The sequence below is a fragment of the Alcaligenes sp. Me129 genome, from assembly GCF_050487245.1.
In the GTDB taxonomy this organism is placed as follows: Bacteria; Pseudomonadota; Gammaproteobacteria; order Burkholderiales; family Burkholderiaceae_B; genus Alcaligenes; species Alcaligenes phenolicus.
This window is the reverse complement of the sequence record NZ_JBKQGX010000006.1, coordinates 167,557-191,326: the sequence shown is the minus strand read 5'-3', so window position 1 is coordinate 191,326 and position 23,770 is coordinate 167,557. Positions and strand designations below refer to the sequence as shown.

Sequence of the window (23,770 nt, the reverse complement as noted above, 5' to 3'; positions counted from 1 at the left end):
TGAGCTTACCGACGTACTCCTTGCCATGGTCAGCACTGAACCGATCCAATTTTCACTTTGCACACAGCTGAGTCAGCTCGACGCAGCACACTGGGACGCGCTCTCTGGCCATCACCTGTTGCTCAGTCATGCTTTTCTGACGTCATTGGACGAAGCTGGCTGCGCCATTCCACAGACAGGCTGGTCGCCACATTACCTCTTGATGCATCGTGGACAGACGCTGTCTGGTGCCGTGCCCCTGTATCTGAAGCACCATTCGCGCGGCGAGTATGTGTTTGATCAGGGCTGGGCTCAGGCTTATCAACGCCATGGGCTGGACTATTACCCCAAGCTGCTCAGTGCCGTCCCCTTTACGCCCGTTAGCGGCCCACGTCTGCTGGCGCACACACAAGAGGATCGCATCCTGCTGGCCAGGCAACTGATCCAGCTGACGCAAAGTAATCAGCTGTCCTCTGTGCATGTCCTGTTCCCGAATCCAGAGGACAGGCAAGCTCTGGAGCAGGCGGGCTTCATGATTCGCCACGATGTGCAGTTTCACTGGCAAAACCAGAACTACGCCAGCTACGAAGACTTCCTGGCTTCCCTGACCCAACAAAAGCGCAAAAAAATGCGACAGGACAGCCGCAAGGTTTACGAGCAGGGGCTGTCCTTTGAACACAAACAGGGTCAGGAGATTAGCGAGCAGAACCTGGACTACTTTTACCAGTGCTATGCCAATACCTATCAGGAGCGCGGACAACGCCCCTATCTGAATCAGGATTTCTTTGCGCGCCTGCACGAACAGCTACCCGACTCTCTGGTACTGATTCTGGCACAACAAGATGGGCAAGATGTAGCCTGCGCCCTGTCGCTGCGGGACGGGCACACACTTTATGGACGTTACTGGGGCTGTACTCGATACGTGCCAGGCCTGCATTTCGAGACCTGCTACAACCAGGCAATTCAGTTCTGCATTGCGCAGCAACTGCGTTTCTTTGAAGGCGGTGCTCAAGGGGAGCACAAGCTCTCGCGAGGTTTGCTGCCCACTCCCACCAGCTCGGCGCACTGGATTGCTGACCCCCGCTTTGCCCACGCCATTGAAGAGTTCCTGCATGAAGAAGCGGGCCATGTGGCCCGCTATCAGGAAGCATTAAGCAGCCATACCCCGTTTAAAACGCTGGCAGGCTAAAAATCAGTCTTTCTTGTCTTTGCCTGGTGGCGCAAAGGGAAAGACCGAGAACATTTGCCGGGTCTGATCCTGCATCTGGTCCTGCATTTGGACGAACAGATTCTTGCTTTGATCGATATAGCTGTTCATGACGGTTTGCATCACAGGCGCCTGTATGCTCATGAATTGCGCCCAGGCTTCCGGGCCGAACTGACCGCCGTAGACGCCTTTGGACTGTTCGGTCATGCGCTCCTGGATTTCCATGAAGGCCTGAATGTTCTTTTCCAGATACGAGCCCATCACCCCCTGCATGGCATTGCCATAAAAGCGGATGATCTGCATCAGCACCGGAGTGGAGAACATGGGGATACCCCCGCTTTCTTCCTCAAGAATAATCTGCAACAGAATACTGCGCGTCAGGTCCTCGCCGCTTTTGGCATCGACGACCGCGAACTCCTCTCCTGACAGGACCAGTTGCTTGACATCGACCATAGTGATGTAAGCGCTGGCCTGCGTGTCGTACAAGCGACGATTGGGGTATTTCTTGATGAGTCGAGGGGATCCCATGCTGGTGCTTACTTCCTAATCAATAAATCAAAAACACGCGCTATGCACTGCAACAAGCCTTAGCTCATGTGCAAGCCACCGTTCAAGGAGAAATCCGCACCCGTGGCAAAGCCGGAATCACCCGAGGCCAGCCAAGCCACCATGGAGCCAATTTCATCCGGTGTACCCAAACGGCCCACTGGAATGGTCGCCACGATTTTCTCCAGAACGTCGGGGCGAATCGCACGCACCATGTCCGTACCAATATAACCGGGGGAAATAGTATTGACCGTCACCCCCTTATTGGCAACCTCCTGGGCAAGAGCCATGGTAAAGCCGTGGATCCCGGCTTTAGCCGTGGAGTAGTTGGTCTGGCCAAACTGCCCTTTCTGCCCGTTTACTGAACTGATGTTGATGATGCGGCCCCATTGGCGCTCTACCATGCCATCAATAACTTGTTTGGTCACGTTGAACAGGCTGTTCAGGTTGGTGTCGATTACCGCACGCCAGTCTTCCTGGCTCATTTTACGGAAGGTACCGTCGCGTGTAATCCCGGCATTATTGACCAGAACATCCACACGACCAAACTCGGCAAAGACCTTTTTAAAGGTTTCAACGGTCGAGTCCCAGTCTGCTACGTTGCCCACCGAAGCATGAAATGTGTAGCCCAGCTCGGCCTGCTCGCCCAACCATTTCTGAAAATCACGGTTGGGGCCGCAGCCTGCAATAACGGTAAAACCGTCTTTGGCCAGACGCTGACAAATGACTGTCCCTATCCCTCCCATACCACCAGTGACGTAAGCTACTTTGCTGCTCATATACTTCTCCTGAAAGGGGTGACAAAGCTCGATCCCTGGGCCGGCCCGGGCAATGAAAAAGCCTGGCGTCGGGATAATGGAAACAGGCAAACCGCCCTGCTCCCGAAACCTGAAAAATTGAAAATTAACTGGCGCGCACTTTCACATAACTGCCGGGCGCATCCTCCAGCACGGGATAACGCGCATGGCCCAGACGACGTTTTGCGCGACGCCGCGTACCCGACAAGGGTGCAAGCCACGCAATCCAATCGGACCACCAGCTACCAGGTACGGACTGAGCCCGCTCCATATACTGCTGGGCATCCAGCGTGGCGACTGGCTCGCCATCTTGCAGCACCCAGTAATTACGGCGGTGCTTGGCAGGCGGATTGATCACGCCTGCGATATGGCCCGAAGCTCCCAGCACAAAACGATGCTGAGCCGCAGGCAGTGCCTGCAAGGACGCATAGGCCGACTGCCAGGGCACGATATGGTCTTCTTTGGAGCCATACAGGTACACAGGCAAATCCAGTTGGCTCAGATCGGCGCGGTGCGCCCCCACGGGGACACCACCTTTTTGAACCAGACGATTTTCCAGATAGGTGTTGCGCAAATACCAGGTAAAGAAAGGACCGGGCAAATGGGTGCCGTCGGAGTTCCAGTACAGCAAGTCAAAGGCAGGTGGTTTTTTACCCTGCAAGTAGTTACTGTTCACATAGTTCCAAACCAGCTCGGCGGGGCGCAGGAAAGAAAAGGTACTGGCCAGCTCACGGGCATTGAGCAATCCGCCCTGCCCCAACTGCCACTCCCGAAACGCAACCTGTGCTTCATCGATAAAGACATTCAGCATGCCCACGTCGGTGAAATCCAACATGGTGGTCAGCAAGGTCATGGAAGCGGCTGGGTCCTGACCTTTATCGCGTGCCAGTGCCAAAGCGCTGGCCAGCAAGGTGCCACCGATACAAAAGCCCAGCGTATTGATTTTTTCCTGGCCCGACAGCTCCTGGCTGACACGAATCGCCTCCAGCACGCCCTGCTCCAGATAATCCTGCCAACTCAGTGCATGGATATGGGCCGCGTCATTCGGCTGGGGATTGCGCCAGGACATCAGGTATACCGTCAGCCCCTGATCCAGAGCGTGGCGTACAAAGGAATTCTCCGGCTGCAGGTCCAGAATGTAGAACTTGTTAATGCAAGGCGGCACGATCAGCAAGGGCACGGTATGGACCATGCTGGTAGTAGGTGCGTATTGAATCAGTTGAAAAATATCGTTCTGGAACACCACGGCACCGGGGGTGGTTCCCACGTTTTGCCCCAGTTGAAACTGGCTTTCATCCGTTTGTGTCAGACGGCCTTTTTGCCAGTCGTCCATAAAATTGGACATCCCTTCCAGCACGGACTGGCCGCCCGTATCCATCATGGTTTGCAGGGCCTGGGGGTTGAGCATCAAATAGTTGCTGGGCGACATGGCCTCAGCCCACTGCATCATGGAAAAGCTCAGGCGCTCACGCTGCGCGGCTTCCAGCTCCATCGAGTCCAGCATCTCGTTCATGGCCTGAACGCTAAGCTGCCAGATATGGGCATTGAACAAGGCGGTGGGATTGCTCTGCCAGGCGGCATCCGCAAACCGGCGATCCTGGGGAGGTGGCAAGGCACCGCGCTGGGCCTGGTCCCACAACTCCTGCCACTGTTGCATATAACGAGCTTGCAGTTCAGCACAGCGGGTGGCATCGATCGGTTTGCCAAAACCTTGAAAAGCTCTGTTGTTACTCGACATCTGCCACCTGTAAACGAATTGCAAATACGCTTAGAGCATGACGTTCGTAACAAAAGCAGTCAATTGGGGTAATTAATTAGGCTGGCACGCCAATAGACGGAATTAAAGATTCCATATCGTATTTAATACGATCAAAAAACCGTTAAAGCAGGTTCAAGCGAGCAATGGTGGCCTGTCGGCCGGTCAAGGGCGAGCGGCGGTAGGAATAAAACAATCCATTCTCTTGAAACGTACACAAGCCACTTAAGTGCACGGTCATTTTTCCAGGGCTTAATTTTTCCAAACGGTGGCGGGCAATACCGGGCAAATCCGCCTGCCATTTTCCAGGACGCTTTCCCTGAATAAAAAAGGCGGCCAATTCCGGCTCATCCTGAACATAGGCATCAAAGACCTCCTGCCCGACTTCGAAGTGCTCCTGACTGATTGCCGGACCAATCCAGGCTTGCCAGGATTGCGCTTGGGGACAACGGGCGGCCATCGCCTGCCAGGTACGCTCCAGGACTCCGGCTTGCAGACCACGCCAACCGGCATGGGCCACACCCAATACCTGAGATTGCTCGTCCCAGATCACCACCGGCAGGCAATCGGCGGTCAGAATGGCCAGGGTACGATCCCGGCGTGTAGTGATGGCAGCATCAAACTGTCTGGGCATGGCAGGCAACACATCCTGATCTGCATCCAGCACATCTGTGCCGTGTATCTGTGCCAGCCAGACTGGCTCCAAGCCCAGGAAGTCCGCCAGCCGCTGGCGATTTACCTGCACCCGCTCCGGATCGTCACCGGTATTCAGGCCCAGATTCAGGCTGTCACGCTCGTCCTGGCTGACGCCCCCAGCCCGAGTCGTACAGAAATAAAGCAGCCCCGCTTGTTCGGGGCCGCTAACACCAGGAATCAGCTTTGAGTGTGCCATTCAATCGCCTCTGCAACAGACTGATAGTCAGACGGTGGCTCCGCCGAGAAGCGACGGCGCTCGCCCGTATCGGGATCATCAAACTCCAGCACATGGGCATGCAGCATTTGGCGCTGCGCCCCCGCGACAACGCGGCCACCATATAAGGTATCGGCCAGCAGAGGATGCTTGATTGAACTCAGGTGGACACGAATCTGGTGGGTACGCCCTGTCTCCAGTCGGCAAGCCACCTCGGTCACCGCTTCCTCGCCTGCATAACCCTGACGCAACATTTGATAATGCGTTACAGCATGCTTGGGAGCGACGGACGGCCCAGTACTCATGCGCACTGGCACGCGCAAATCGCGTCCAATCGGCTCATCGACCGAGCCCTGGCCCGGCAAGACGCCATGGACCAACGCCAGATACTGGCGTCCCATGCTACGCTCTTGCAGTTGTCGGACAAAGTGAGTTTGTGCGACTTCCGTGCGGGCCACGACCAGCAAGCCGGAAGTGTCTTTGTCCAGCCGGTGTACAACACCGGCACGGGGTACCTGACGCAGATTGGGGAAGCGAAACAGCAAACCATTGAGCAAGGTGCCACGCCAGTTACCCGCGCCAGGATGCGTGACCAGACCTACTGGCTTGTTAACCACCAGCCAGGAGTCGCTTTGAGCCACAATCTCGAAGTCCACGTCATCAGGTTCGAAGGCCATGTCTTCTGGGGCCTGTTGCTCCCAGACCAGCACGGTATCACCGGGGTAAACCGTATGCTTGACCTTGACGGCCTGGCCGTTGACGAGAACATGCCCACTCTCGACCCAGGACTGTAGACGGCTGCGCGAATGCTGTGGCAGTAAACGCGCTAAGGTCTTGTCCAGACGGTCGGGAGACGCAGTGATGGGAAGGATAAAACGCAGTGCGTCGGAAGAAACAACACTATCTTTTTCAGTATCTGTGTCAGGCATGGCGACAAATCATATAATTGAGCAGCAATGCTAACACCAAGGACGCTTTTGTGACTCGCCTGAACCTGAACTTGCCACGTATTCGTGGTACCAAGCTGGCCCACGTAGCCGCATTAATGCTGGCTGCCACTTTGCTTGCTGGCTGCGGCACTACCAAAAAAGAAGTTGACCCCACCTCGGGTTGGACCGCCGAGCGCCTGTATAAAGACGCCCGTGAAGAAATGTCCGCCGGCAACTGGAAAGACGCGCGTACCCGCCTGGAAGCCGTCGAGTCCCGCTACCCCTTTGGCACTTACGCACAGCAATCGCTGATCGACCAAGCCTATATCAACTGGAAAGACGAAGAGCCTGCCAAAGCCCTGGCCGCTATCGACCGCTTCCAGAAGCAGTACCCCAGCCACCCCGGTACCGACTACATGCTGTACCTGAAAGGGCTGATCTCCTTTACGCCTCCTAGCGCTGCCCTGTCCAACATTACCCAACAGGACCCCAGCGAGCGTGACCCCAAAGGTCTGCGTGAATCCTACGAAGCCTTTAACGATCTGCTGCAACGCTACCCCAATAGCCGTTACGCACCGGATGCCGCCAAGCGCTTGACCTGGCTGGTCAGCACCATCGCCCAGAACGAAGTGCACGTAGCCGAGTACTACTACAAGCGTGGCGCTTACGTGGCTGCTGTGAACCGTGCGCAAACCGTGATTACGGACTTCAAGGGCGTGCCTATTGCTGAACGCGCGCTGTACTTGATGTACCTGTCCTACGACAAGATGGGTCAAACCGAGCTGCGTGACACCACCAAACGCGTGATGGATCAGAACTTCCCGGACTCCACTTACTTCAAGGACGGTCTGGATGCCAAGGTTAACTACTGGAACCCGATTAACTGGTTCTAAACCTTGAGGCAAAGCAGCATAAAACACAGGCTGCCTTTGTGAAGCGACAATAAAACGTCTCACAGAACGCAGTCAAAAAAGGCCGAATCCCATACAGGATTCGGCCTTTTCAGTTTTCCGGCTTCAAGCTGATATTCCTTACCAGTCTGCTCTGCCCTGCTCATCAAAACAGTAACGACAAGTCAGGTAGCTCCTTAGCCTGCAGCCATCTAAACACACCCCGCCCCCACAGGCTCCAGAGCCTCCTGAATATCACCCCACCTTCTTGGCATTGTCCTTCTGCACGCTGTACATACGCTCTGCAAAAGCCTTGGCCTTGGCTGGGTCCAGGGGCTGGCCTCCCAGAATCTTCATGGTGTCGTCCAGATACACCATGCGGTCTTCCAGCTCTTCCTGCAGGCCAATCAGGTAATAGCCAATCTGACAAAAGTACGTCGTCCGGGCTCGGGTCTGGGCTTCAATCTCTTCCAGACCCATACGCTGAAAGAAATTGGCCAAGGCATTCATGCAGGCCTTGTCCGCCCGCGCGACGGCCTGACGCACTCGCTCGGAGCGCCTTGCCCAATCCCGCATGGCCATATCCAGGCCCGGCTCAAAACGGGACACATCCAGCCAAGTGGAGAACAGGGACAACATGCCATCTTGCAGATTGTCCACATTCTCCAGCGCCAACATGGTGGAGCGCATATTCTTTTGTTCCCAGAAACCGACCAACCCATCCAGCAGATCGTCCCTGTCCTTGAAATGCCAATAAAAACTGCCTCGCGTGACGGCCATGACCTGCGCAAGGCGAGTGATGCGCACCGCCTCCACGCCTTCCTGCATAAACAGGCGAATGGCCGCTTCCAGCCAGTCCGCCCGCGTCAAATGCACATTGGGCTCGGTCAGCGCGCCGGCCTGGGCCACACGTTCAATCAATTCCTTATCGCTCATATCGCCTGCTTGTAGAGTCGCTTTAGTCGCCAAAGTATACCGGCGCTCCTCTTATAACAGGCCCAGCATTCGTGGAAACGCCAAGGAAACAGCGGGCACGAAGGTGGTGATCAATTGAATCGGAATAGCCACAAACACGATCATGGCGATGGCCGGGCCAAAGGAACGATGTACCGTCACCTTGCTGATACGGCAGGACATGTACAGCACAGGTGCCATCGGCGGGCTGTTGGAACCCACAATCACCGCACACGCCACAATCGCGGCAAACTGTATCGGATTGACATCGGCCACGCCCACCAAAGGCAGCAGCAAGGGAGCCACCACCACGGTCAAGGACACATCGTCAATAATCATGCCCACCAGAATCAGGAACACATTGACCATCAAGAGAATGCCGATGGGGCTATCCACCAGACCCGTCACAAAGGCGGTCAAGTCCTGTGGCACACCTTGCGCAACCAAAATACGGCCGATCAGAAAGGAGAACAGCAAGATCAGGATAACGGTGCCCGTAGTCTCTGCCGTGCGAACGAAGCTGTCACGCAGCTTGCGCAGGGTCAGTTCACGATACACAAAACAGCCGATGCCAATCACCAGCACAACCGCCACCGCCGCAGCTTCCGTGGGTGTGAATACGCCCCCGTAAATACCACCCAGAATCAAGGCGGGAATACACAAGGCGGGCACGGCATAAAGCAAGGTCTTGAGAGAAGAACGACGGGATTGCTCATCAGCAGGCTGTGCAGGCAACTCCTTGAACCAGCGTCCAGCCACCACATAGTTGAACAGCGTCAGCCCGACCATCAACAGAATCCCTGGCCCGATCGTGGCTGCAAAACACGCCACTACCGACTGCTGCGTCACCACCGCGAACAGAATCATGGTGATGGACGGCGGAATCAGAATCCCCAGCAAAGAGGAAATCCCCAGCAAGGCCGCCGAGTACTGACGCGGATAACCGCGCTGCTCCATGGGATCGACCAGAATGGTGCCAATGGACGCCACCGCCGCCGAGGCCGTACCCGAAATCGCCCCGAACACCCCGGAAGCCAGCACCATGCTGGCCCCCATGCCACCACGACGATTCTTGACCAGCATTTCGGCAAAACCCACCAAACGGTGCGCAATCCCGCCTGCCTGCATCAAGTACCCCGCCATGATGAACAAAGGCAAAGCCAGCAGAACCAGAGAGTTCAAGGAACGGAAACCTTGCAGCATCAAGGTGTTCAAGTTGACGTCATACACCAGCGTCAACATCAGCAGCGTGCCGGCAAAGGACCAGGCCACTGGCACCCCGACACCTAGCAGGAACAGGAGCAAGAGAACAGAAAATCCAGCATGCATAATCAATGGCCTCCATGGCGCAAGGCCATCAAAGACTGATAAACATCGCGCAAGGCATAGATCAGGCTACCGGCGGCGTTCAGACCAATAGCAGCTTGCGGCACCCAGACAGGAATTCCCAGCTCAGCCATCGTGGTCGAGAACCGGGAACCCCACATGAACATGCGCAAGGTCCAATAGGCAAAAGCCACCACAATGATCAGCACCAGTACGGACACGATGAAACGATGGATAGCACGCGCCCGTGGGGTCTTCAAACGATGCGACAGGTAATCCACCACCAGATGCTGACGGGACTGGCTGGCAATCAAGGCCCCCGTCATATACAGCCAGATCGCCGCCACCATCACAATGGTGTGCACACCGGCTGCCGGCCAATTCAGGTAATAACGTGCGGCCACCACATAGGCCAAACCTGCCGCCACCACAACGCTGGACGCAATGGCCAGCCATTCCAGGGCGATCAGGGTCGGCCCTCGCTTGATCAGAAGGTCCTCACTCACATTCATACTCCCTTGTTCCAAGGTGTTCACTTGAGAGCCGAGGCGTTTTTCTCGATATGGGCCATGATGCTGTCGCCCACTTCAGCGTGCATCGCAGGCCAGACCTTGGCACGCACATGGGTGCCCAAAGCAGCCAGTTGATCCTTGTCGAGCTCAAGGTAGGTTTTACCCAGCGCTTTCCACTTCTCCACAATGGCCGCGTCCGCTACCTGGGCCTTGGAAAACTGATCTTGCATGATGGTGATGGCCGAGGTCTGGATCACTTCCTGCTGCTCGGGCGTCAAGGCTTCCCAGGCTTCCAGGTTCATGGACAGCACGCCGGTAATGAACTGTTGCTTGCTGCGCACGTAGTAATCCAGCGTGTCGCGGAAATATTCGTAGTCGTAATAAATGACGTTGGCTGCATCACCATCCACCACGCCGGTCTGAATGGACGTAAACACTTCGCCCCAGTCAATGGCTGCCGTCTGATAACCCATGGCTTGCACGGACTGCTGCATCATGGAGATCGGGGGGACACGTACCTTGATGTTCCTGGCGTCTTCTACCGTCACGGCATGTTTACCTTTGGTGGCGACGCCATTGAATCCTTCAGGCCAGGCACCGAAGAACTTCAAGCCGTTCTCTTTGTAGATACCGTCCAGCGTTTCATTCAACCAGCCACCGGGCTGGTACGCGGCCAAGGCTTCTTCCCAGGTGGTGAACATATAGGGTGTGTAGATCACCGCAATGCGCTTGTCGTAGGAAGTCATGGGCCAGTTCAGCATCAACTGCACATCACCGGCTACATGCTGGTCAAACACCTCTTCCTGACCTCCCAACTGGTTTTGATAAAAAACGCGTGGCGACACCGCGCCTTGCGTACCCTCCTTGATCAGCGCAGCCCATTTCTCGATTGCATCACCGCTAGGCGAGCCTTGCGCGCCCGAGTCCGTTGCAATGCGCATGGTCTGTGCGGACACGGTGGCCGCGCTCAGGCTGAACATCACCGTCAGCAAGGTCTTGCTCAAAAGCTTCATAACTCCTCCTGGGTATGTCTTTTAAATTTATTGTTCAAACTTCGGCTATCAGGCTTCCGCCCGGTGCCGCCATAACTCCCAGCCCAAACGGGCCCGGACACCCACATCCAGAAACGGACGTGGCGGCAAGGCATCGGGTTGCCCCAAAGCCTGCATATCGGCAATCAAGGGATTGTCCACACCGCAAGCCAGATCGGCGACCAACATGCCGGAAATCGTGCCCTTGGTCAGACCAACCCCGTTCTGACACACCGCGGAATACACATGCGGTGCCACCTGCCCAAAGCCTGGGGAACCATTACGGGACAAGCAGATAAAGCCGGTCCAGGTGTGTTCCATCTCCACGTTTTTCAGATTCGGGAAACGCTCGTCAAACAGGGCTTTGTGCTCAATGCGCACACGGCGGCGGCTTTCATCATCACTGCGCAAATTGGGCGCGTAAGTCATGTGCTGACGAATCAGAATGCGCTGGTCATTGGTGCGACGCATGGTAATGCCCACAAAGGCATTGGCGGGGGTCAATCCCCAACTGGGCAAACCACCCAGCTCACGCTGCTCGCTTTCTGTCAGGCAACGGGTCAGGCTTGCATGAGCCGCCATCGGCATCAGCTTGCCACTGTAAAAACCGAACTGCTCGGCGAACACATTCACGGCCAGAATCATCTTGCCTGCACGAACCTTGCCACCGGGGGTTTCCAGCGTGACACCGTCGCCTTGCTGCAAGGACAGCACGGGCGTTTTTTCGTAGACGGTAACGTTGGGGGGCATATTGTCGGCCAGACCACGCGACAGACCCGCCGGGTTCAGCAACACCGTACCGGGGGTGTAAATTCCTGTGCGGAAATGCTTGAACCCCAGCTTGTCGTGCAAGGCTTTGCCGTCCAGCCACTCATGCGGTTCCTTCAAGGACTCCAGCACCTGCAGCGTAGGCTTCAAGGTTGTGCGTACGCCTTCCTCGGAAACCGCAGCGTGGAATTTCCCGATGGGGCTCCAGTCGCACTCGATACCGTAACGCTCGACCTGGGTTCTTAGATAAGCAATCGCCGTACGCGCCAGGCGCACATGCGAACGGGCGGCGTCCAGTTCGCCCATGGAACTACCGACGTTATGAGGGCTATCAATCGCAAAGCCGGAGTTTCGGCCTTGAGCGCCCTCGCCCACCAGATCGGCCTCCAGCACCACGATGCTGTCACCGGGGCGGTTCTCTGCCAGGCGACGGGCAGCGGCCAAACCGGCCAGGCCACCGCCGACAATCACCCAATCAGCCTGCACGTCTTTGGCCAAAGCGGGCTTGGGAGTACGGGGAGCCAGGAGCCGACTCCACCCATTTGTCTTGTCGTTCTCCGGCAGACGCGTAATTTTCTTGATGCTCATGCCGCCGTCCGTGCGCTAGCCCAGTTGCTGGGATGCAGGCAGTAATGGATCAGAGCAGATTCTGCTTCATAGATCAGGGGCGTGCCCGCTGGCAACCACACACAATCACGTGGACCGGCTTCCAGAATGCCCTGCGGCGTATGAATGCGCATGCTGCCCTCGATCACCGTCACGACCTCGTCGTACAACACGGTCCATTCAATGCGGGCCTGGTTCAAGCGTGCATACCCCGCCCCCAAGGGCGTCCCATCCTCCTCACCCACGATTTCCGCCAACTGCGCCATCTCCGGTTTTTCCTGTCTGGGCTGAAAGACCAAATCATCAAAACGTATTACTCGCGGCAAAGTTTTTTCTGTTGTCATGTGAATCACCAAACACAAGTGGTTTTAGAACATACATGGTTGTATGTTGTGATGGTAATGAGCCGAATTTGACGCGTCAATGCGTGGAGAGATGGGGATTACCCTGCGTTCCAGGCGGGAGAGCTTTATATTTAAATAATTAAATTAGCCTTGTAACAGGATCTGAAAGCAGGGTTCTTGGTAGCGCTTTTGGCTGTTTTCTGCGCAACGCTTCTTCCAGCTTTTCACGCCCTTCTCCCATCAGCCAAGAACGCAGCGAGACAAGTTCAGGATTGATTTCTCGCATCAGACCGAGGTCCACCTGTTCTGCAAGAGGGCCATCCTCCAGACTTGACGCCATATGCCCCAAATCGGCGTTGGCAGCTAATACTTCATCAGGGAATCGGGCATAAGTGATAGAGCGACCTGCGGCTTCAGAAAAGGCGGCCTCCAGCTCCTGGCCGGTCACACGATCACTGGCGATCTTCAAGGTCCTCCCGGCAAAACGTGCCCTGTCCGCAAACAGGGCGGCAACGATTTTCCCTATGTCTTGCACCGCAGTGAGTTGGATCGAATGATCACGGTGTATCAGAGACACCAACCGCCCTTCCTCCAGGCCAAAGCCCGGCCGCACAAGCATCTCCATGAAGATCATGGGACGGATGATGGTTGCAGTCAGCGGCAGTTCGCGAATATGTGCCTCAATAAGAGGCTTGGCATCAAAGCGCGCAACACCTGTCAGTTTGTCCCCAGCGCTAGCCCCCGAGGAATAGATGAAATGCTCGACGCCATTTTTTGCCGCCAGATCAGCAAGACGTGTGCCATAACAAACCTCCTCTTCTGCTGATAGGTTCGCAGGCATCACGCTAAATACGCCATACACATCCTTCATGGCCGACGCGATAAGATTGGCATCGTCCAATGACCCTTGCACGAGTTCAGCGCCTGCTTCCCGCAGAGCGATTGAAGCCGGTTTGGATGGAGATTGCACAAAAGCGCAGACAGGCCAGTGAGCCTCCAGAAGTGCTTTGGCCACCGATCCACCTTGCCGGCCTGTGGCTCCGAAAACCAGAATGGGACGATGTACTTTATTCATGATTCAGCTCGAAAAAAAAGAGAATGTCGTATTCTTTCCTCGATATCTGAATTGCGGAAGACGGCACTTTTTTGAACCTCAGGCACAAAAATGAAACCCATAGATCCAGCAGAGTCGGATGCTCTCAAGGAGAAACCCGACAGCGACTCATCATTCCAGCCAATTCCATTGAATGGAGTCTGCACACGCCTCGGTGACAAATGGACCGTGCAGGTCATCTGGCGCCTTGCCATCACGGGTGATCGTAGGCTGCGGTTTTCCGAGATCAAGCGTGAGGTGGAAGGAATCACACAGCGCATGCTGACGCTAACACTGCGAAACCTGGAACGAGATGGCTTGGTAGAACGCCATTATTTTCCCGAGGTGCCCCCACGTGTGGAATACGAACTGACGGAGATGGGGAAAAACATGCTCGATGCGCTGAAAGGCATCAATGTGTGGGTCAGAGAGAACCTTCCGCGTATACAGAAATCACGTCAAACGTACGATGCCAAAAAGCCTTGATGTAGAACGGAGAACGACGCGAAATTGAAGTCCAAGCTTATGATGCTGCGACTTTATACAATGTCGTGCCCCGTGCCTGGTACTGTGCAGCACCTAGCTCAAAACTCCACCGTGGCAAGCAATGGCTGAAACCTGTCCTAAGTTGTTGGCCCGTAAGACCCACTACTCCGCTTCCCGACGTCACAAGAACATGAAAACAGACATTTTCCAATGTCCAAGAATGCCCCTTTCATAAACCATACTCCATGAACCACGAACAAGCAGAAACACGGGTACTAGAAGCCATTCCTGTACTGGCAAAGGATCAAAGCATTGAGGAGTGCATCGCTCAACTGCAAGCCAGCGGCCTGTCTGAAGTCCGTGCGACCAAGCTTTGCGTGATGATTCCAGAAGCCTTCGGGCTGGCACTGGCCTGGCGCCTGGGTGCAGCACTGCCTGATGAAGAGCAGATGTTTGATGTGCACAATCGCGCAGGCGAGACGGTTCAGGTCCCCATGCTGGGCCAGCATGTGTTTTCCGTCGCGCTGGCAATGGCGGTAGCGGTGCTCAAAAAAGGCTGGTTTACGCCTATCACTCGGGAAGCGTTTGAGGCAGTCAGCAATCGCAGTGCCGTCATGTCCGTTCTTCAGCAGATAGAGGGCAGTCTGGAAGGCGCTGGCACACCCAGCCTGTTCTTATGGGGCCTGGTGGCAGAGGACATCGTCGCAGACGAGTCCTTACCCTAGTTTTAATAGGCGGAGAATACAAGCAATACTTTCAAGCCTGCTCCGAGCTGTCGTTCAGCTCCACATCACTGACCTGAGCGCTCTGCCGCCTGGCTTTCTGCTCCCGCAGAAACGCCAAGGCACGAGCAGGATCACGGGTACGGGCAAAGGGGGGCAAACCACGCCATAGCAGTTTGCCGTAGGGCTTCTCGACAATACGGGTGTCGCCCACCATCAGCACGCCCCAGTCGCGCTCGGTACGAATCAGACGCCCTGCCCCTTGCTTCAAGGCAATGGCGGCTTCGGGCAACTGGTATTCCATGAAGGGATTACCGCCCCTGTCCTTGCACTCCTTGATACGCGCTTCCAGCACCGGATCATCCGGCGGAGCAAAGGGCAGCTTATCGATAGCCACCAGCGTCAAGGCATCACCGGGCAGGTCAATCCCTTCCCAGAAGCTGGCGCTCCCCACCAACACCGCATTGCCACGGGCACGGAACTCGTCCAGCAGAACTTGCCGTGAACGCTCCCCTTGGCGCAGCACATTGCGTTCGATGTCTTCCCGATCAAATCGGTCCCGCAGCATATCTGCAATCCGCTCGACCGAGCGCAAGGTGGTACAGAGCACCAGCACACCACCCTGACCCGCCTTGATCAGCGGAATGAGCGCATCCACGAAGGCCTGATTGAAGTTGGGATGGCTAGGAAGCGGCAAGGTGCTGGGGACGTAGAACAGCGCCTGATTCGGATAGTCGAACGGCGAAGCCCAGGCTTCGGTGCGAGCATCAAACAAACCCAGTTGACGCTTGAAGTGATTGAAATCACCATGCACCGACAAGGTGGCCGAGGTCAGCACCCAGGACTGCTCCTTGCCTCGGTAGCGCGAGAAAATCTTGGCGACCGACAAAGGGGCACTGTGCAGGCGCAGATAATGCTGCCCACTTTCTACCCAACGCACGAACTCGTCGGGCTGGTCTTCGTCTTTTTCACTTTCTGGCAAATAGGCGTGACGGCCTTGACGATCCGGCTGGCTCCATTGGAACAAGCGCGCACGTAACTCCAAGGCGCTTTTATGCGCCGCCGTCAGATCAGGATGGCGCTCAGCCACCATGGCCAGCATCTTGATGACCTTGTCGAAGGTCTCCAGCAAATTCTCCAACGCTTCATCAAACAGCTCGGGCTCGGGCAAGGCCTGGAAAGTGGCGCGACCACCCTGTGCCGCCAGCGACGCAGTACGCAAATGCAAATCCCGAGCCGCTTGCTCCAGCTTGCGGGCCACCTGACTCCAGTCTACGGTCTCACGTGCCTGGGCCAGACCCGCCGCTTCTATCTGCCGACACAAATCCGTCAATTGATACAAGGACACGCTACTACCCAGAAAACGGGTGGCCACGTCGGGCAGTTGGTGTGCCTCGTCAAACACCACCAGATCCACGCTAGGCAGCAAATCCGTCACACCCTCTTCGCGCAAGGCCAGGTCCGCCATGAACAGAGCATGGTTCACCACTACTACATCCGCATCCTGGGCATGACGGCGCGCCTTCATCACAAAGCAGTCGCGCACAAAGGGGCAATCCTGTCCCAGGCAGTTATCGCGTGTGGAAGTGACTCGGTGCCAAATATCCGCGTCCTCCGGGACTTCGACCAACTCACCCTTGTCGCCGCTACGGCTGCGTTCAGTAAAAAGCTGGATGGCCCGCAGATAGGCAATTTCCGCACGGGACTTCAGGGCACGGTCATCCTGCCCCAATCGTTCCAAATGGTAATGACAAACGTAGTTGCTGCGCCCCTTGAGCAAGGCCACATCCACCGGCAAGGCCAGCGCTTTACGCAGGTGGGGAATATCCCGACGGAACAATTGGTCCTGCAAGGTGCGCGTCCCGGTCGAAACCAGCGCTTTGCCCCCTTGCATGAACACGGGCACCAGATAGGCCCAGGTCTTGCCCGTGCCTGTGCCCGCCTCGGCAATCAGTACGCCGGACTCGGCGACCGTCTCGCTGATGGCTTGGGCCAGCTCCAGCTGAGCCTGCCGCGGACGATAGTGCGAGACAGACTCTGCCAGAGGGCCTTGGGGAGAAAAGATATCGGAATAATCCTGCAACAACATGGGGCAAAACCGCTCAGGGAGAGGTGACGAATGACAGAACTGTCTACAATCACAGTGGAATACATACAAGATGATACCTGCCAATTCTGGGTCGCTGCCGGTCTTTATGGCAAAATGCGGCGCTTGCAGACCCTTTTACAACGATGGACCCATAACTGAAATGACTGTGGAAACCCTCGCCCAGCAACAGGATCACCAACAGATTCTGGCGCTACTGGCCTCTGAACTGAACATCCGCATCCAACAAGCCGCCTCTACGGTTGAGCTCTTGGACAACGGGGCCACGGTCCCTTTTATTGCCCGTTACCGCAAGGAAGCGACTGGCGGTCTGGACGATAATGTCCTGCGTGATCTGGAAGTGCGCCTGATCTATTTGCGCGATATGCAATCGCGTCGTCATGCCATTCTGGAATCGATCCGCCAGCAGGAAAAACTGACGCCCGAGCTGGAGCAAGCCATTCTGGCGGCTGACACCAAGCAGCGTCTGGAAGACTTGTACGCGCCGTACAAGCCCAAGCGTCGTACCCGTGCCCAGATTGCCCGCGAAGCCGGTCTGGAGCCGCTGGCGGACGCCATTCTGGCCCAGAAGGATGCAGACCCTGTGGCGCTGGCCGAAGGCTATCTGAATGCCGAAGCCAAGATCGACACGGCCAAAGCCGCCCTGGACGGTGCCCGCGACATTCTGGCCGAACGCTTTGCCGAGCAGGCCGACCTGCTGGAAGCCATGCGCGACTATCTGTGGAAGTCCGCTCACTTGTACTCCAAGGTTGCCGAAGGCAAGGAACAGGAAGGCGACAAGTTCCGCGACTGGTTCGACTTTAACGAAGCGCTGCGCCAACTGCCTTCTCACCGCGTGCTGGCTTTGTTGCGCGGTCGTCAGCAAGGTGCACTGGACCTGCGCCTGGGCCTGAACCCCGAGCAGGATGCGCTTCTGCCTCACCCTTGTGTACTGAAAGTCGCCGAGCTGACCGATATTGGCGCTGACTTTTCCGCCGACGCCAGCCCACGCGACCATTGGCTGGCCGAGGTTTGCCGCTGGACCTGGCGCGTCAAGTTGCTGACAGCATTCGAATCCGAGCTGATTGGCCGTCTGCGCGAAGAAGCCGAGCAAGAATCTACCCGCGTGTTTGCCGCCAATCTGCGCGATTTGCTGCTGGCAGCCCCCGCTGGCAATAAAGCCGTTCTGGGCCTGGACCCAGGTATTCGTACCGGCGTAAAAGCCGCTGTGATCGATGCAACCGGCAAGGTGCTGGATACGGCCACCGTCTATCCCTTTGAACCCCGTCGTGACCGCGAAGGCGCCATTCGTACCCTGGCCGGTCTGGCTACTCGCTACCAAGTTGAACTGGTGGCGATTGGTAACGGCACAGCGTCACGCGAAACCGAGAAACTGGTTGCCGACCTGCAATCCGCTTTCCCGCAGTTGCCTTTAACTCGCGTAGTCGTGTCGGAGGCCGGCGCTTCGGTGTACTCCGCCTCTGAACTGGCCGCACAAGAATTCCCGGATATGGACGTCAGCCTGCGCGGTGCTGTTTCCATCGCCCGCCGCCTGCAAGATCCGCTGGCCGAGCTGGTCAAGATCGACCCCAAATCCATTGGTGTTGGCCAATACCAGCACGACGTGAACCAGCGCGAACTGGCTCGCAGCCTGGACGCCGTGGTCGAGGATTGTGTGAACGCCGTGGGTGTGGACGTCAACACCGCCTCTGCTCCCCTGCTGGCGCGCGTTTCCGGCCTGAACAACACGCTGGCCAAAAACATCGTCACTTGGCGTGACGAAAACGGTGCCTTCCAAAGCCGCAAGCAGTTGCGTGAGGTGCCGCGCTTTGGTGAAAAAGCCTTTGAACAGGCAGCGGGCTTTTTGCGTATTCCCGGTGCAGCCAACCCTCTGGATGCCTCGGCAGTTCACCCCGAAGCCTACCCGGTTGCCGCCCGCATTCTGGAGCGCCTGCAAACCGAAGCCAGCGATGTCATGGGTAAATCCGGCGCACTGAAAGGCTTGTCGCCTTCCGACTTCACGGATGAGCGCTTTGGTTTGCCCACCGTGCGTGATATTTTTAATGAAATTGAAAAGCCCGGTCGCGACCCTCGCCCTGAATTCACCACCGCCAAGTTCCAGGAAGGCATCAACTCCCTGAACGATTTGACGCCCGGCATGATTCTGGAAGGCGTGGTCACCAATGTGGCCAACTTTGGTGCCTTTGTGGACGTGGGTGTGCACCAGGACGGTCTGGTGCATATCTCGGCCCTGTCCGAGACTTTTGTCAAAGATCCGCGTGATGTGGTTCGCGTTGGGCAGACCGTTAAGGTTAAAGTCCAGGAAGTGGATGTAGCTCGTAAGCGTATCGGCTTGACCATGCGCCTGAACGACGACAGCGGCCCTGTGCGTGGTTCCAGCAACACCAGCAACGCACCCCAGCGCCGTTCCGGAAACAATCGCCCCAACCGGCAAGCTGAACCGGCACCGACAGGTGCTATGGCAGCCGCCTTTAGCAAACTTCGGAGATAAGCCATGACTGAGACCGAGCGCCTTTCCCAACTGACGCGTCTGCTCAATCTGCTGACCGGATTTGATCAGAAGGAACAGGATATTGCAGCCATCAGCCAGTCCGTGCTGACAGCCAGCGCCAGCCCGACAGCGATGGGTGAGGCGTATGGCAAGCACGCCCAGAACTTGATGGAACACGATCCGGATGGTGCTCTGATCCTGGCCATCAGCTACGAGCTGGACGACTATCTGGCTCTGGCCGATACCGTGGACGAACTGTGGGAAGAGATTCTGGCTGCCTTTGAAAGCCAGGATCTGCCCGCCTTTCCCTACGACGACATGCCTTTTCAGGACGTGGACGGCTTTTTCCAATGGGCGAACGAGCAGTTGCAGGAGTTTCACCCCTCCTACTGCCTGCTGGAATTTGCCCAAAGCTATGACGAGGAATTTCAGCTGATCGTGGTCAAACGCGAGAACCTGGAAGAAATTCTAAGTCTGTGTGAAAAACTGGATATTCCCGCTCAAGCAGCCGAATAAGGCCAGTAATCCCGGCCCAAACACACCAAGCCCTGCGTGAGCATTCATGCAGGGCTTGATGCTTTTGGCCCGCCTGAATGCCAAGCAGCTCAAAGCGCATTAGACTAGTCCCACCATCAACATCAGCAAGCGAGCCTCTTGTGCTCGCTTGGCTGCTTGGCCCAAACACGAACACCCACTTTGCCGGGACCGGCGCAAAGTCAGTTCCCGCGCGGCAAGGTCCAGAAGGAAAAACATGGAGAAAAAACACTGGTCGCAGGTCGAACTCCTGCACGAAACCGTATCCAATCCCAATATTCACGTACGCGGCACACACAGCTATTACAGCCATGCCTGGACAGACAGTTTTGAAGAAAGCGTAGTGCGTTACCTGTACGGGGACGAATACAGCCGCAAGGCCTGGACCTCGCAATGGCCGGTAGACCAGCTGCATATTGGCGACTACGTGTGCATCGGTGCCGAGGCTGTCATTCTGATGGGCGGCAATCACACACATCGCATGGACTGGTTCAGCCTGTACCCCTTCGTGGACAAGATTACGGAGGCTTACGTCGGTAAAGGCGACACCCATATTCACGATGGTGCCTGGATCGGCATGCGAGCCATGATCATGCCCGGCGTGGTCATTGGTGAAGGCGCCGTAATTGCCTCGGGTGCACTGGTCACCAAGAATGTGGCCCCGTATACGATTGTGGCAGGCAACCCGGCTGTGCCGGTGCGCAAGCGCTTTGAAGACGCAGCGATTGACCGGCTATTGGCCTTGAAGATTTACGACTGGCCGGAAGAGAAGTTCACGGCGTTGCGAGATGTGATCTGCGCAGAAGATATTGCAGCATTGGAGCAGGCCAGCCAGGACTGGGATCAGAAGTCCAAAGCCTAAGAGCGACTGGCCCAGGCTCAAGTCCAGGTCTTAAGTCCAAGTCTTAAGTCCAAATCCAGATTTCGGGCTCAGAATTCAGAGTTCACGTTCGGATCAGATCTGGTTTGGTTTGACCTGACCTGACCTGATTTCAAGAATGAATTCAAGGCCAAAGCCGATTACACGAGCAGGGTCAAGCCAAGCTCCAGCTTGATCTTCTGCACACGCTCGGTACAAGGAATAAAGAACAGCTCCAAAAGTGAGATAAGTCTCTCTTTTGGAGCTGCTCATTTTCAAGCAATCTCCAAGCTGAAGCGCTGCTGCTCAAAGAAGCTTGCGGCCTCCACTGCGGCATCAATCCTGAATAGCAGATCAATCCCACAGTAGACGAACCACTTAGTCGCGCATCGAATCCAAAGCGGCTGCAACGGCATCACGCAGATCTGCCGATACTCGTGCCACTTCTTCACCGGCACAATGGATTTGCAACTCCTGACCGTCCTGCTTGGCAACTTCGGCAAAAGCCGCAGTCTGCAGTGCCTTGATCGCCACACCAGCCTGTTTTGGGTCTGCGTAAGAGCGAGACAGAAACAGCTCTTGTCCGGCAGCATCTTGCAGGCGAAAACGGAAGGTGCCGTCTTCGTCGCGGAAGTTCACAAAACGAGCTTTACGAGCCTTGGCTTCAGTCTTGCTAACTGCCACGCTCAAGGGGTCACGCAGGCCCACGGCCGCCTTCAATTCATGGATGAAGGGGGTAGCGTAGGCACGAGCCTTGCGCGCGCCAACTTGCAGCAAATCCTCAATATCCTGGGGACGAGCCATCAAGGCTTCGTAGCGATCGCGCATGGGCGCAATCATGGCTTCCAGCAACTGATGCAAGGCATCCTTGGCCTCGCCCCAGGCCATGCCGTCGATCAACTGCTGACGGAAGGCTTGGGTCTGCTCGGGTGTCGCAAATGCCTTGTACAAGGCCGTCAGGTGCGAATCATCGGGATCTTTAGACTCGCCGGGACCTTTGGAGTCCGTCACGATGCGGGCAATGGCCGCCTTCAGTGCCTTGGCACCACCCTCGAACAGAGGAATCGTGTTGTCGTAGCTCTTGGACATCTTGCGGCCATCCAGACCGGGCAAGAGGGCCACGTCCTCTTCCACCTGTACTTCAGGCAATACAAACAGCTCCTTGCCACGGCCATACAGGTGGTTGAAGCTCTTGGCGATATCGCGTGCCATTTCCAGGTGCTGCACCTGATCCCGGCCCACGGGTACCTTGTGGGCATTGAACATCAGGATGTCAGCCGCCATCAGTACGGGGTAGCTGAACAGGCCCATGGTGACGCCATCATCAGGCTCTACACCCGCCGCTTCATTCTTGTCGACAGAAGCCTTGTAAGCGTGTGCACGGTTCATCAAGCCCTTGCCGGTTACGCAACCCAGCATCCAGGACAGCTCCGGAATTTCCGGAATATCGGATTGACGGTAGAACGTTACTTTTTCCACATCCAGGCCGCAGGCCAGCCAGGTAGCAGCAATCGCACGGCGCGAAATGGCTACGCGCTCCGGATCGTCACATTTGATCAGGGCGTGGTAGTCCGCCATGAAGAAAAATGCGTCGACATCGGCTTGCTGGCTAGCACGGATAGCAGGACGAATCGCCCCGGCATAATTACCCAAGTGTGGAATACCGGTCGTTGTAACGCCGGTCAGTACTCGTGTCGTCATGATAAAAAATACGCTTATAAAACTACGTGTCAGGGTTCAGGAATCAGACGCGTGGCCAGTGGCCGCGCCCAGCATCCTACAAAATAACTGCCTGGCGCCGTTCTGACTCCAGGTACTCCCGCGATTGCATTTCCATCAAACGCGAGACAGTACGGTGGAACTCATTGGCCATAGGGCCATCCACATACAATTCTTCTTCAGGCACCGCTGCGGACATGATGAACTTCACCTTGTGATCGTAAAAAACGTCGACCAGCCAGGTGAAGCGTCGCGCCGCAGAGGCATCACGCGCTGTCATGCGAGGCACATCAGACAAAATCACGGTCTGGAAGCGGTTCGCCAGTTCCAGATAGTCGTTTTGCGAACGTGGGCTGACGCACAGGGTCTCGAAATCAAACCAGACGGCTGAACCGGACAAGGCGACCGCTTTTACATCCCGGTTTTCAATACTGAGCACCGGCTCTTGAGGGGCCGTGTCCGACAAGGCCGTGAACATGGATTGCAGTTCTGCGGTGGTCTCCGGACCCAATGGCGTCAGATAGGTTTTCACCTGTTCCAGCGCACGGCGGCGGTAATCCACACCCGTATCCACGTTCATGATGTCCATGTTCTTCTGAATCAGCGCAATGGCGGGCAGAATGCGATCGCGGTGCAGGCCTTCCGGATACAGCGTGGAGGGCTCGTAGTTGGACGTCATCACAAAGGACGTGCCGCGCTCGAACAGACCCAGCAGCAGCTTGTACAAAATCATGGCATCGGCCACATCCGAGACGTGGAACTCGTCAAAACAGATCAGGCGATAACGCTTGGCGATACGTTTGGCGACCTCATCCAAGGGATCACTCATGCCTTTGACCTGATTCAGCTCTTTGTGCACGCCGCGCATGAACTCATGGAAGTGAATCCGAGTTTTGCGCTTGAGCGGCACCGTCAGGTAGAAGGCGTCCATCAGGAAGCTCTTGCCGCGCCCGACCCCACCCCACAGGTACACACCACGCGGCACCTCCGGGCGGGAGAACATACGACGCAAGGCGCTGGAGCGCATTTTGCGAAACTCTACCCACTCGTCGTAATAGCGTTGCAGCCGGTCTATAGCTTGCTCCTGTGCCTGGTCGGCACGGTAGCCTTTTTCCGCTAAAGCCTGATGGTAATACTCGCGAACATTCATATCACTGAAAATAAAAGAACCTGTCCAAGACAGGTAGTGGTCTGCCAGCATGCA

The 23,770-nt window shown here is 56.3% G+C and carries 23 protein-coding genes; 7 read left to right on the top strand and 16 right to left on the bottom strand.

The window, feature by feature from the left end; translation table 11 throughout:
- Window positions 1–25: 25 nt before the first annotated feature.
- The gene (locus ACLPGZ_RS08775; protein WP_268380543.1) at window positions 26–1,168 is read left to right on the top strand and encodes a GNAT family N-acetyltransferase; all 1,143 of its coding nucleotides are present in this window, start codon (window positions 26–28) and stop codon (window positions 1,166–1,168) included.
- Between the two features lie 3 nt (window positions 1,169–1,171).
- Here ACLPGZ_RS08775 and phaR read toward each other — a convergent pair whose 3' ends face one another.
- The 5 genes from phaR to ACLPGZ_RS08750 form a co-directional block, all read right to left on the bottom strand.
- A complete protein-coding gene (gene phaR / locus ACLPGZ_RS08770; RefSeq protein WP_009457627.1) occupies window positions 1,172–1,714 on the bottom strand; it encodes a polyhydroxyalkanoate synthesis repressor PhaR in 543 nt (180 codons plus the stop codon).
- 59 nt (window positions 1,715–1,773) lie between these two features.
- Window positions 1,774–2,511, bottom strand: coding sequence for an acetoacetyl-CoA reductase (gene phbB, locus ACLPGZ_RS08765; RefSeq protein WP_088450794.1), 738 nt, complete (start codon window positions 2,509–2,511; stop codon window positions 1,774–1,776).
- 124 nt (window positions 2,512–2,635) lie between these two features.
- The gene (locus tag ACLPGZ_RS08760; RefSeq protein ID WP_429641132.1) at window positions 2,636–4,267 is read right to left on the bottom strand and encodes a PHA/PHB synthase family protein; all 1,632 of its coding nucleotides are present in this window, start codon (window positions 4,265–4,267) and stop codon (window positions 2,636–2,638) included.
- A 142-nt stretch (window positions 4,268–4,409) separates the two neighbouring features.
- On the bottom strand, window positions 4,410–5,177 hold the full coding sequence (gene pgeF, locus ACLPGZ_RS08755) for a peptidoglycan editing factor PgeF (protein WP_239055249.1): 768 nt from the start codon (window positions 5,175–5,177) through the stop codon (window positions 4,410–4,412).
- Window positions 5,159–6,124 (bottom strand): RluA family pseudouridine synthase, encoded by a 966-nt coding sequence (locus ACLPGZ_RS08750; protein ID WP_026484310.1) that lies wholly within the window; start codon window positions 6,122–6,124, stop codon window positions 5,159–5,161. Before ACLPGZ_RS08750 ends, pgeF begins: the two co-directional genes overlap by 19 nt.
- Window positions 6,125–6,240: 116 nt before the next feature.
- Between ACLPGZ_RS08750 and ACLPGZ_RS08745 the strand changes: the two genes are divergently transcribed.
- Window positions 6,241–7,017, top strand: coding sequence for an outer membrane protein assembly factor BamD (locus ACLPGZ_RS08745; protein WP_035271413.1), 777 nt, complete (start codon window positions 6,241–6,243; stop codon window positions 7,015–7,017).
- Window positions 7,018–7,269: 252 nt separating this feature from the next.
- Here ACLPGZ_RS08745 and ACLPGZ_RS08740 read toward each other — a convergent pair whose 3' ends face one another.
- The 7 genes from ACLPGZ_RS08740 to ACLPGZ_RS08710 form a co-directional block, all read right to left on the bottom strand.
- Window positions 7,270–7,950, bottom strand: a complete 681-nt coding sequence (locus ACLPGZ_RS08740; protein WP_052362930.1) for a TetR/AcrR family transcriptional regulator — start codon at window positions 7,948–7,950, stop codon at window positions 7,270–7,272.
- Between the two features lie 51 nt (window positions 7,951–8,001).
- The gene (locus tag ACLPGZ_RS08735) at window positions 8,002–9,297 is read right to left on the bottom strand and encodes a TRAP transporter large permease (RefSeq protein ID WP_035270793.1); all 1,296 of its coding nucleotides are present in this window, start codon (window positions 9,295–9,297) and stop codon (window positions 8,002–8,004) included.
- 2 nt (window positions 9,298–9,299) lie between these two features.
- The gene (locus ACLPGZ_RS08730; protein WP_035270795.1) at window positions 9,300–9,806 is read right to left on the bottom strand and encodes a TRAP transporter small permease; all 507 of its coding nucleotides are present in this window, start codon (window positions 9,804–9,806) and stop codon (window positions 9,300–9,302) included.
- Between the two features lie 20 nt (window positions 9,807–9,826).
- On the bottom strand, window positions 9,827–10,819 hold the full coding sequence (gene dctP / locus ACLPGZ_RS08725) for a TRAP transporter substrate-binding protein DctP (RefSeq protein ID WP_035270797.1): 993 nt from the start codon (window positions 10,817–10,819) through the stop codon (window positions 9,827–9,829).
- A gap of 48 nt (window positions 10,820–10,867) precedes the next feature.
- Window positions 10,868–12,193, bottom strand: a complete 1,326-nt coding sequence (locus ACLPGZ_RS08720) for an NAD(P)/FAD-dependent oxidoreductase (RefSeq protein ID WP_321289772.1) — start codon at window positions 12,191–12,193, stop codon at window positions 10,868–10,870.
- Entirely contained in the window at window positions 12,190–12,555 is a 366-nt protein-coding gene (locus ACLPGZ_RS08715; RefSeq protein WP_240688263.1) for an ethanolamine utilization protein EutQ, read from the bottom strand. Before ACLPGZ_RS08715 ends, ACLPGZ_RS08720 begins: the two co-directional genes overlap by 4 nt.
- Window positions 12,556–12,694: 139 nt before the next feature.
- Window positions 12,695–13,630, bottom strand: coding sequence for an NmrA/HSCARG family protein (locus ACLPGZ_RS08710; RefSeq protein ID WP_257113157.1), 936 nt, complete (start codon window positions 13,628–13,630; stop codon window positions 12,695–12,697).
- Between the two features lie 90 nt (window positions 13,631–13,720).
- Between ACLPGZ_RS08710 and ACLPGZ_RS08705 the strand changes: the two genes are divergently transcribed.
- Window positions 13,721–14,134, top strand: a complete 414-nt coding sequence (locus ACLPGZ_RS08705; RefSeq protein WP_083053999.1) for a winged helix-turn-helix transcriptional regulator — start codon at window positions 13,721–13,723, stop codon at window positions 14,132–14,134.
- A gap of 245 nt (window positions 14,135–14,379) precedes the next feature.
- Window positions 14,380–14,859, top strand: coding sequence for a hypothetical protein (locus ACLPGZ_RS08700; RefSeq protein WP_083054000.1), 480 nt, complete (start codon window positions 14,380–14,382; stop codon window positions 14,857–14,859).
- Between the two features lie 31 nt (window positions 14,860–14,890).
- On the opposite strand, the gene ACLPGZ_RS08695 is transcribed toward ACLPGZ_RS08700, so the two are convergent.
- Window positions 14,891–16,945 (bottom strand): ATP-dependent DNA helicase, encoded by a 2,055-nt coding sequence (locus ACLPGZ_RS08695; protein WP_429641131.1) that lies wholly within the window; start codon window positions 16,943–16,945, stop codon window positions 14,891–14,893.
- A gap of 160 nt (window positions 16,946–17,105) precedes the next feature.
- Between ACLPGZ_RS08695 and ACLPGZ_RS08690 the strand changes: the two genes are divergently transcribed.
- The 3 genes from ACLPGZ_RS08690 (at window position 17,106) to ACLPGZ_RS08680 (ending at window position 20,850) form a co-directional block, all read left to right on the top strand.
- Window positions 17,106–19,454: a Tex family protein gene (locus ACLPGZ_RS08690; RefSeq protein WP_060185728.1), complete on the top strand. Its 2,349-nt coding sequence runs from the start codon at window positions 17,106–17,108 to the stop codon at window positions 19,452–19,454.
- A gap of 3 nt (window positions 19,455–19,457) precedes the next feature.
- Window positions 19,458–19,970 carry a hypothetical protein gene (locus ACLPGZ_RS08685; protein WP_035270806.1) on the top strand — a complete coding sequence of 171 codons (513 nt, stop codon included), beginning with the start codon at window positions 19,458–19,460 and terminating at the stop codon, window positions 19,968–19,970.
- Window positions 19,971–20,205: 235 nt separating this feature from the next.
- The gene (locus tag ACLPGZ_RS08680; protein ID WP_035270807.1) at window positions 20,206–20,850 is read left to right on the top strand and encodes a CatB-related O-acetyltransferase; all 645 of its coding nucleotides are present in this window, start codon (window positions 20,206–20,208) and stop codon (window positions 20,848–20,850) included.
- A gap of 93 nt (window positions 20,851–20,943) precedes the next feature.
- Here ACLPGZ_RS08680 and ACLPGZ_RS08675 read toward each other — a convergent pair whose 3' ends face one another.
- The 3 genes from ACLPGZ_RS08675 to zapE form a co-directional block, all read right to left on the bottom strand.
- Complete coding sequence (locus ACLPGZ_RS08675) at window positions 20,944–21,120, bottom strand: hypothetical protein (RefSeq protein ID WP_429641130.1); 177 nt, start codon at window positions 21,118–21,120, stop codon at window positions 20,944–20,946.
- Window positions 21,121–21,225: 105 nt separating this feature from the next.
- Entirely contained in the window at window positions 21,226–22,548 is a 1,323-nt protein-coding gene (locus tag ACLPGZ_RS08670; protein WP_035270809.1) for a tryptophan--tRNA ligase, read from the bottom strand.
- Window positions 22,549–22,624: 76 nt separating this feature from the next.
- On the bottom strand, window positions 22,625–23,716 hold the full coding sequence (gene zapE, locus ACLPGZ_RS08665; protein WP_083054387.1) for a cell division protein ZapE: 1,092 nt from the start codon (window positions 23,714–23,716) through the stop codon (window positions 22,625–22,627).
- Window positions 23,717–23,770 lie beyond the last annotated feature (54 nt).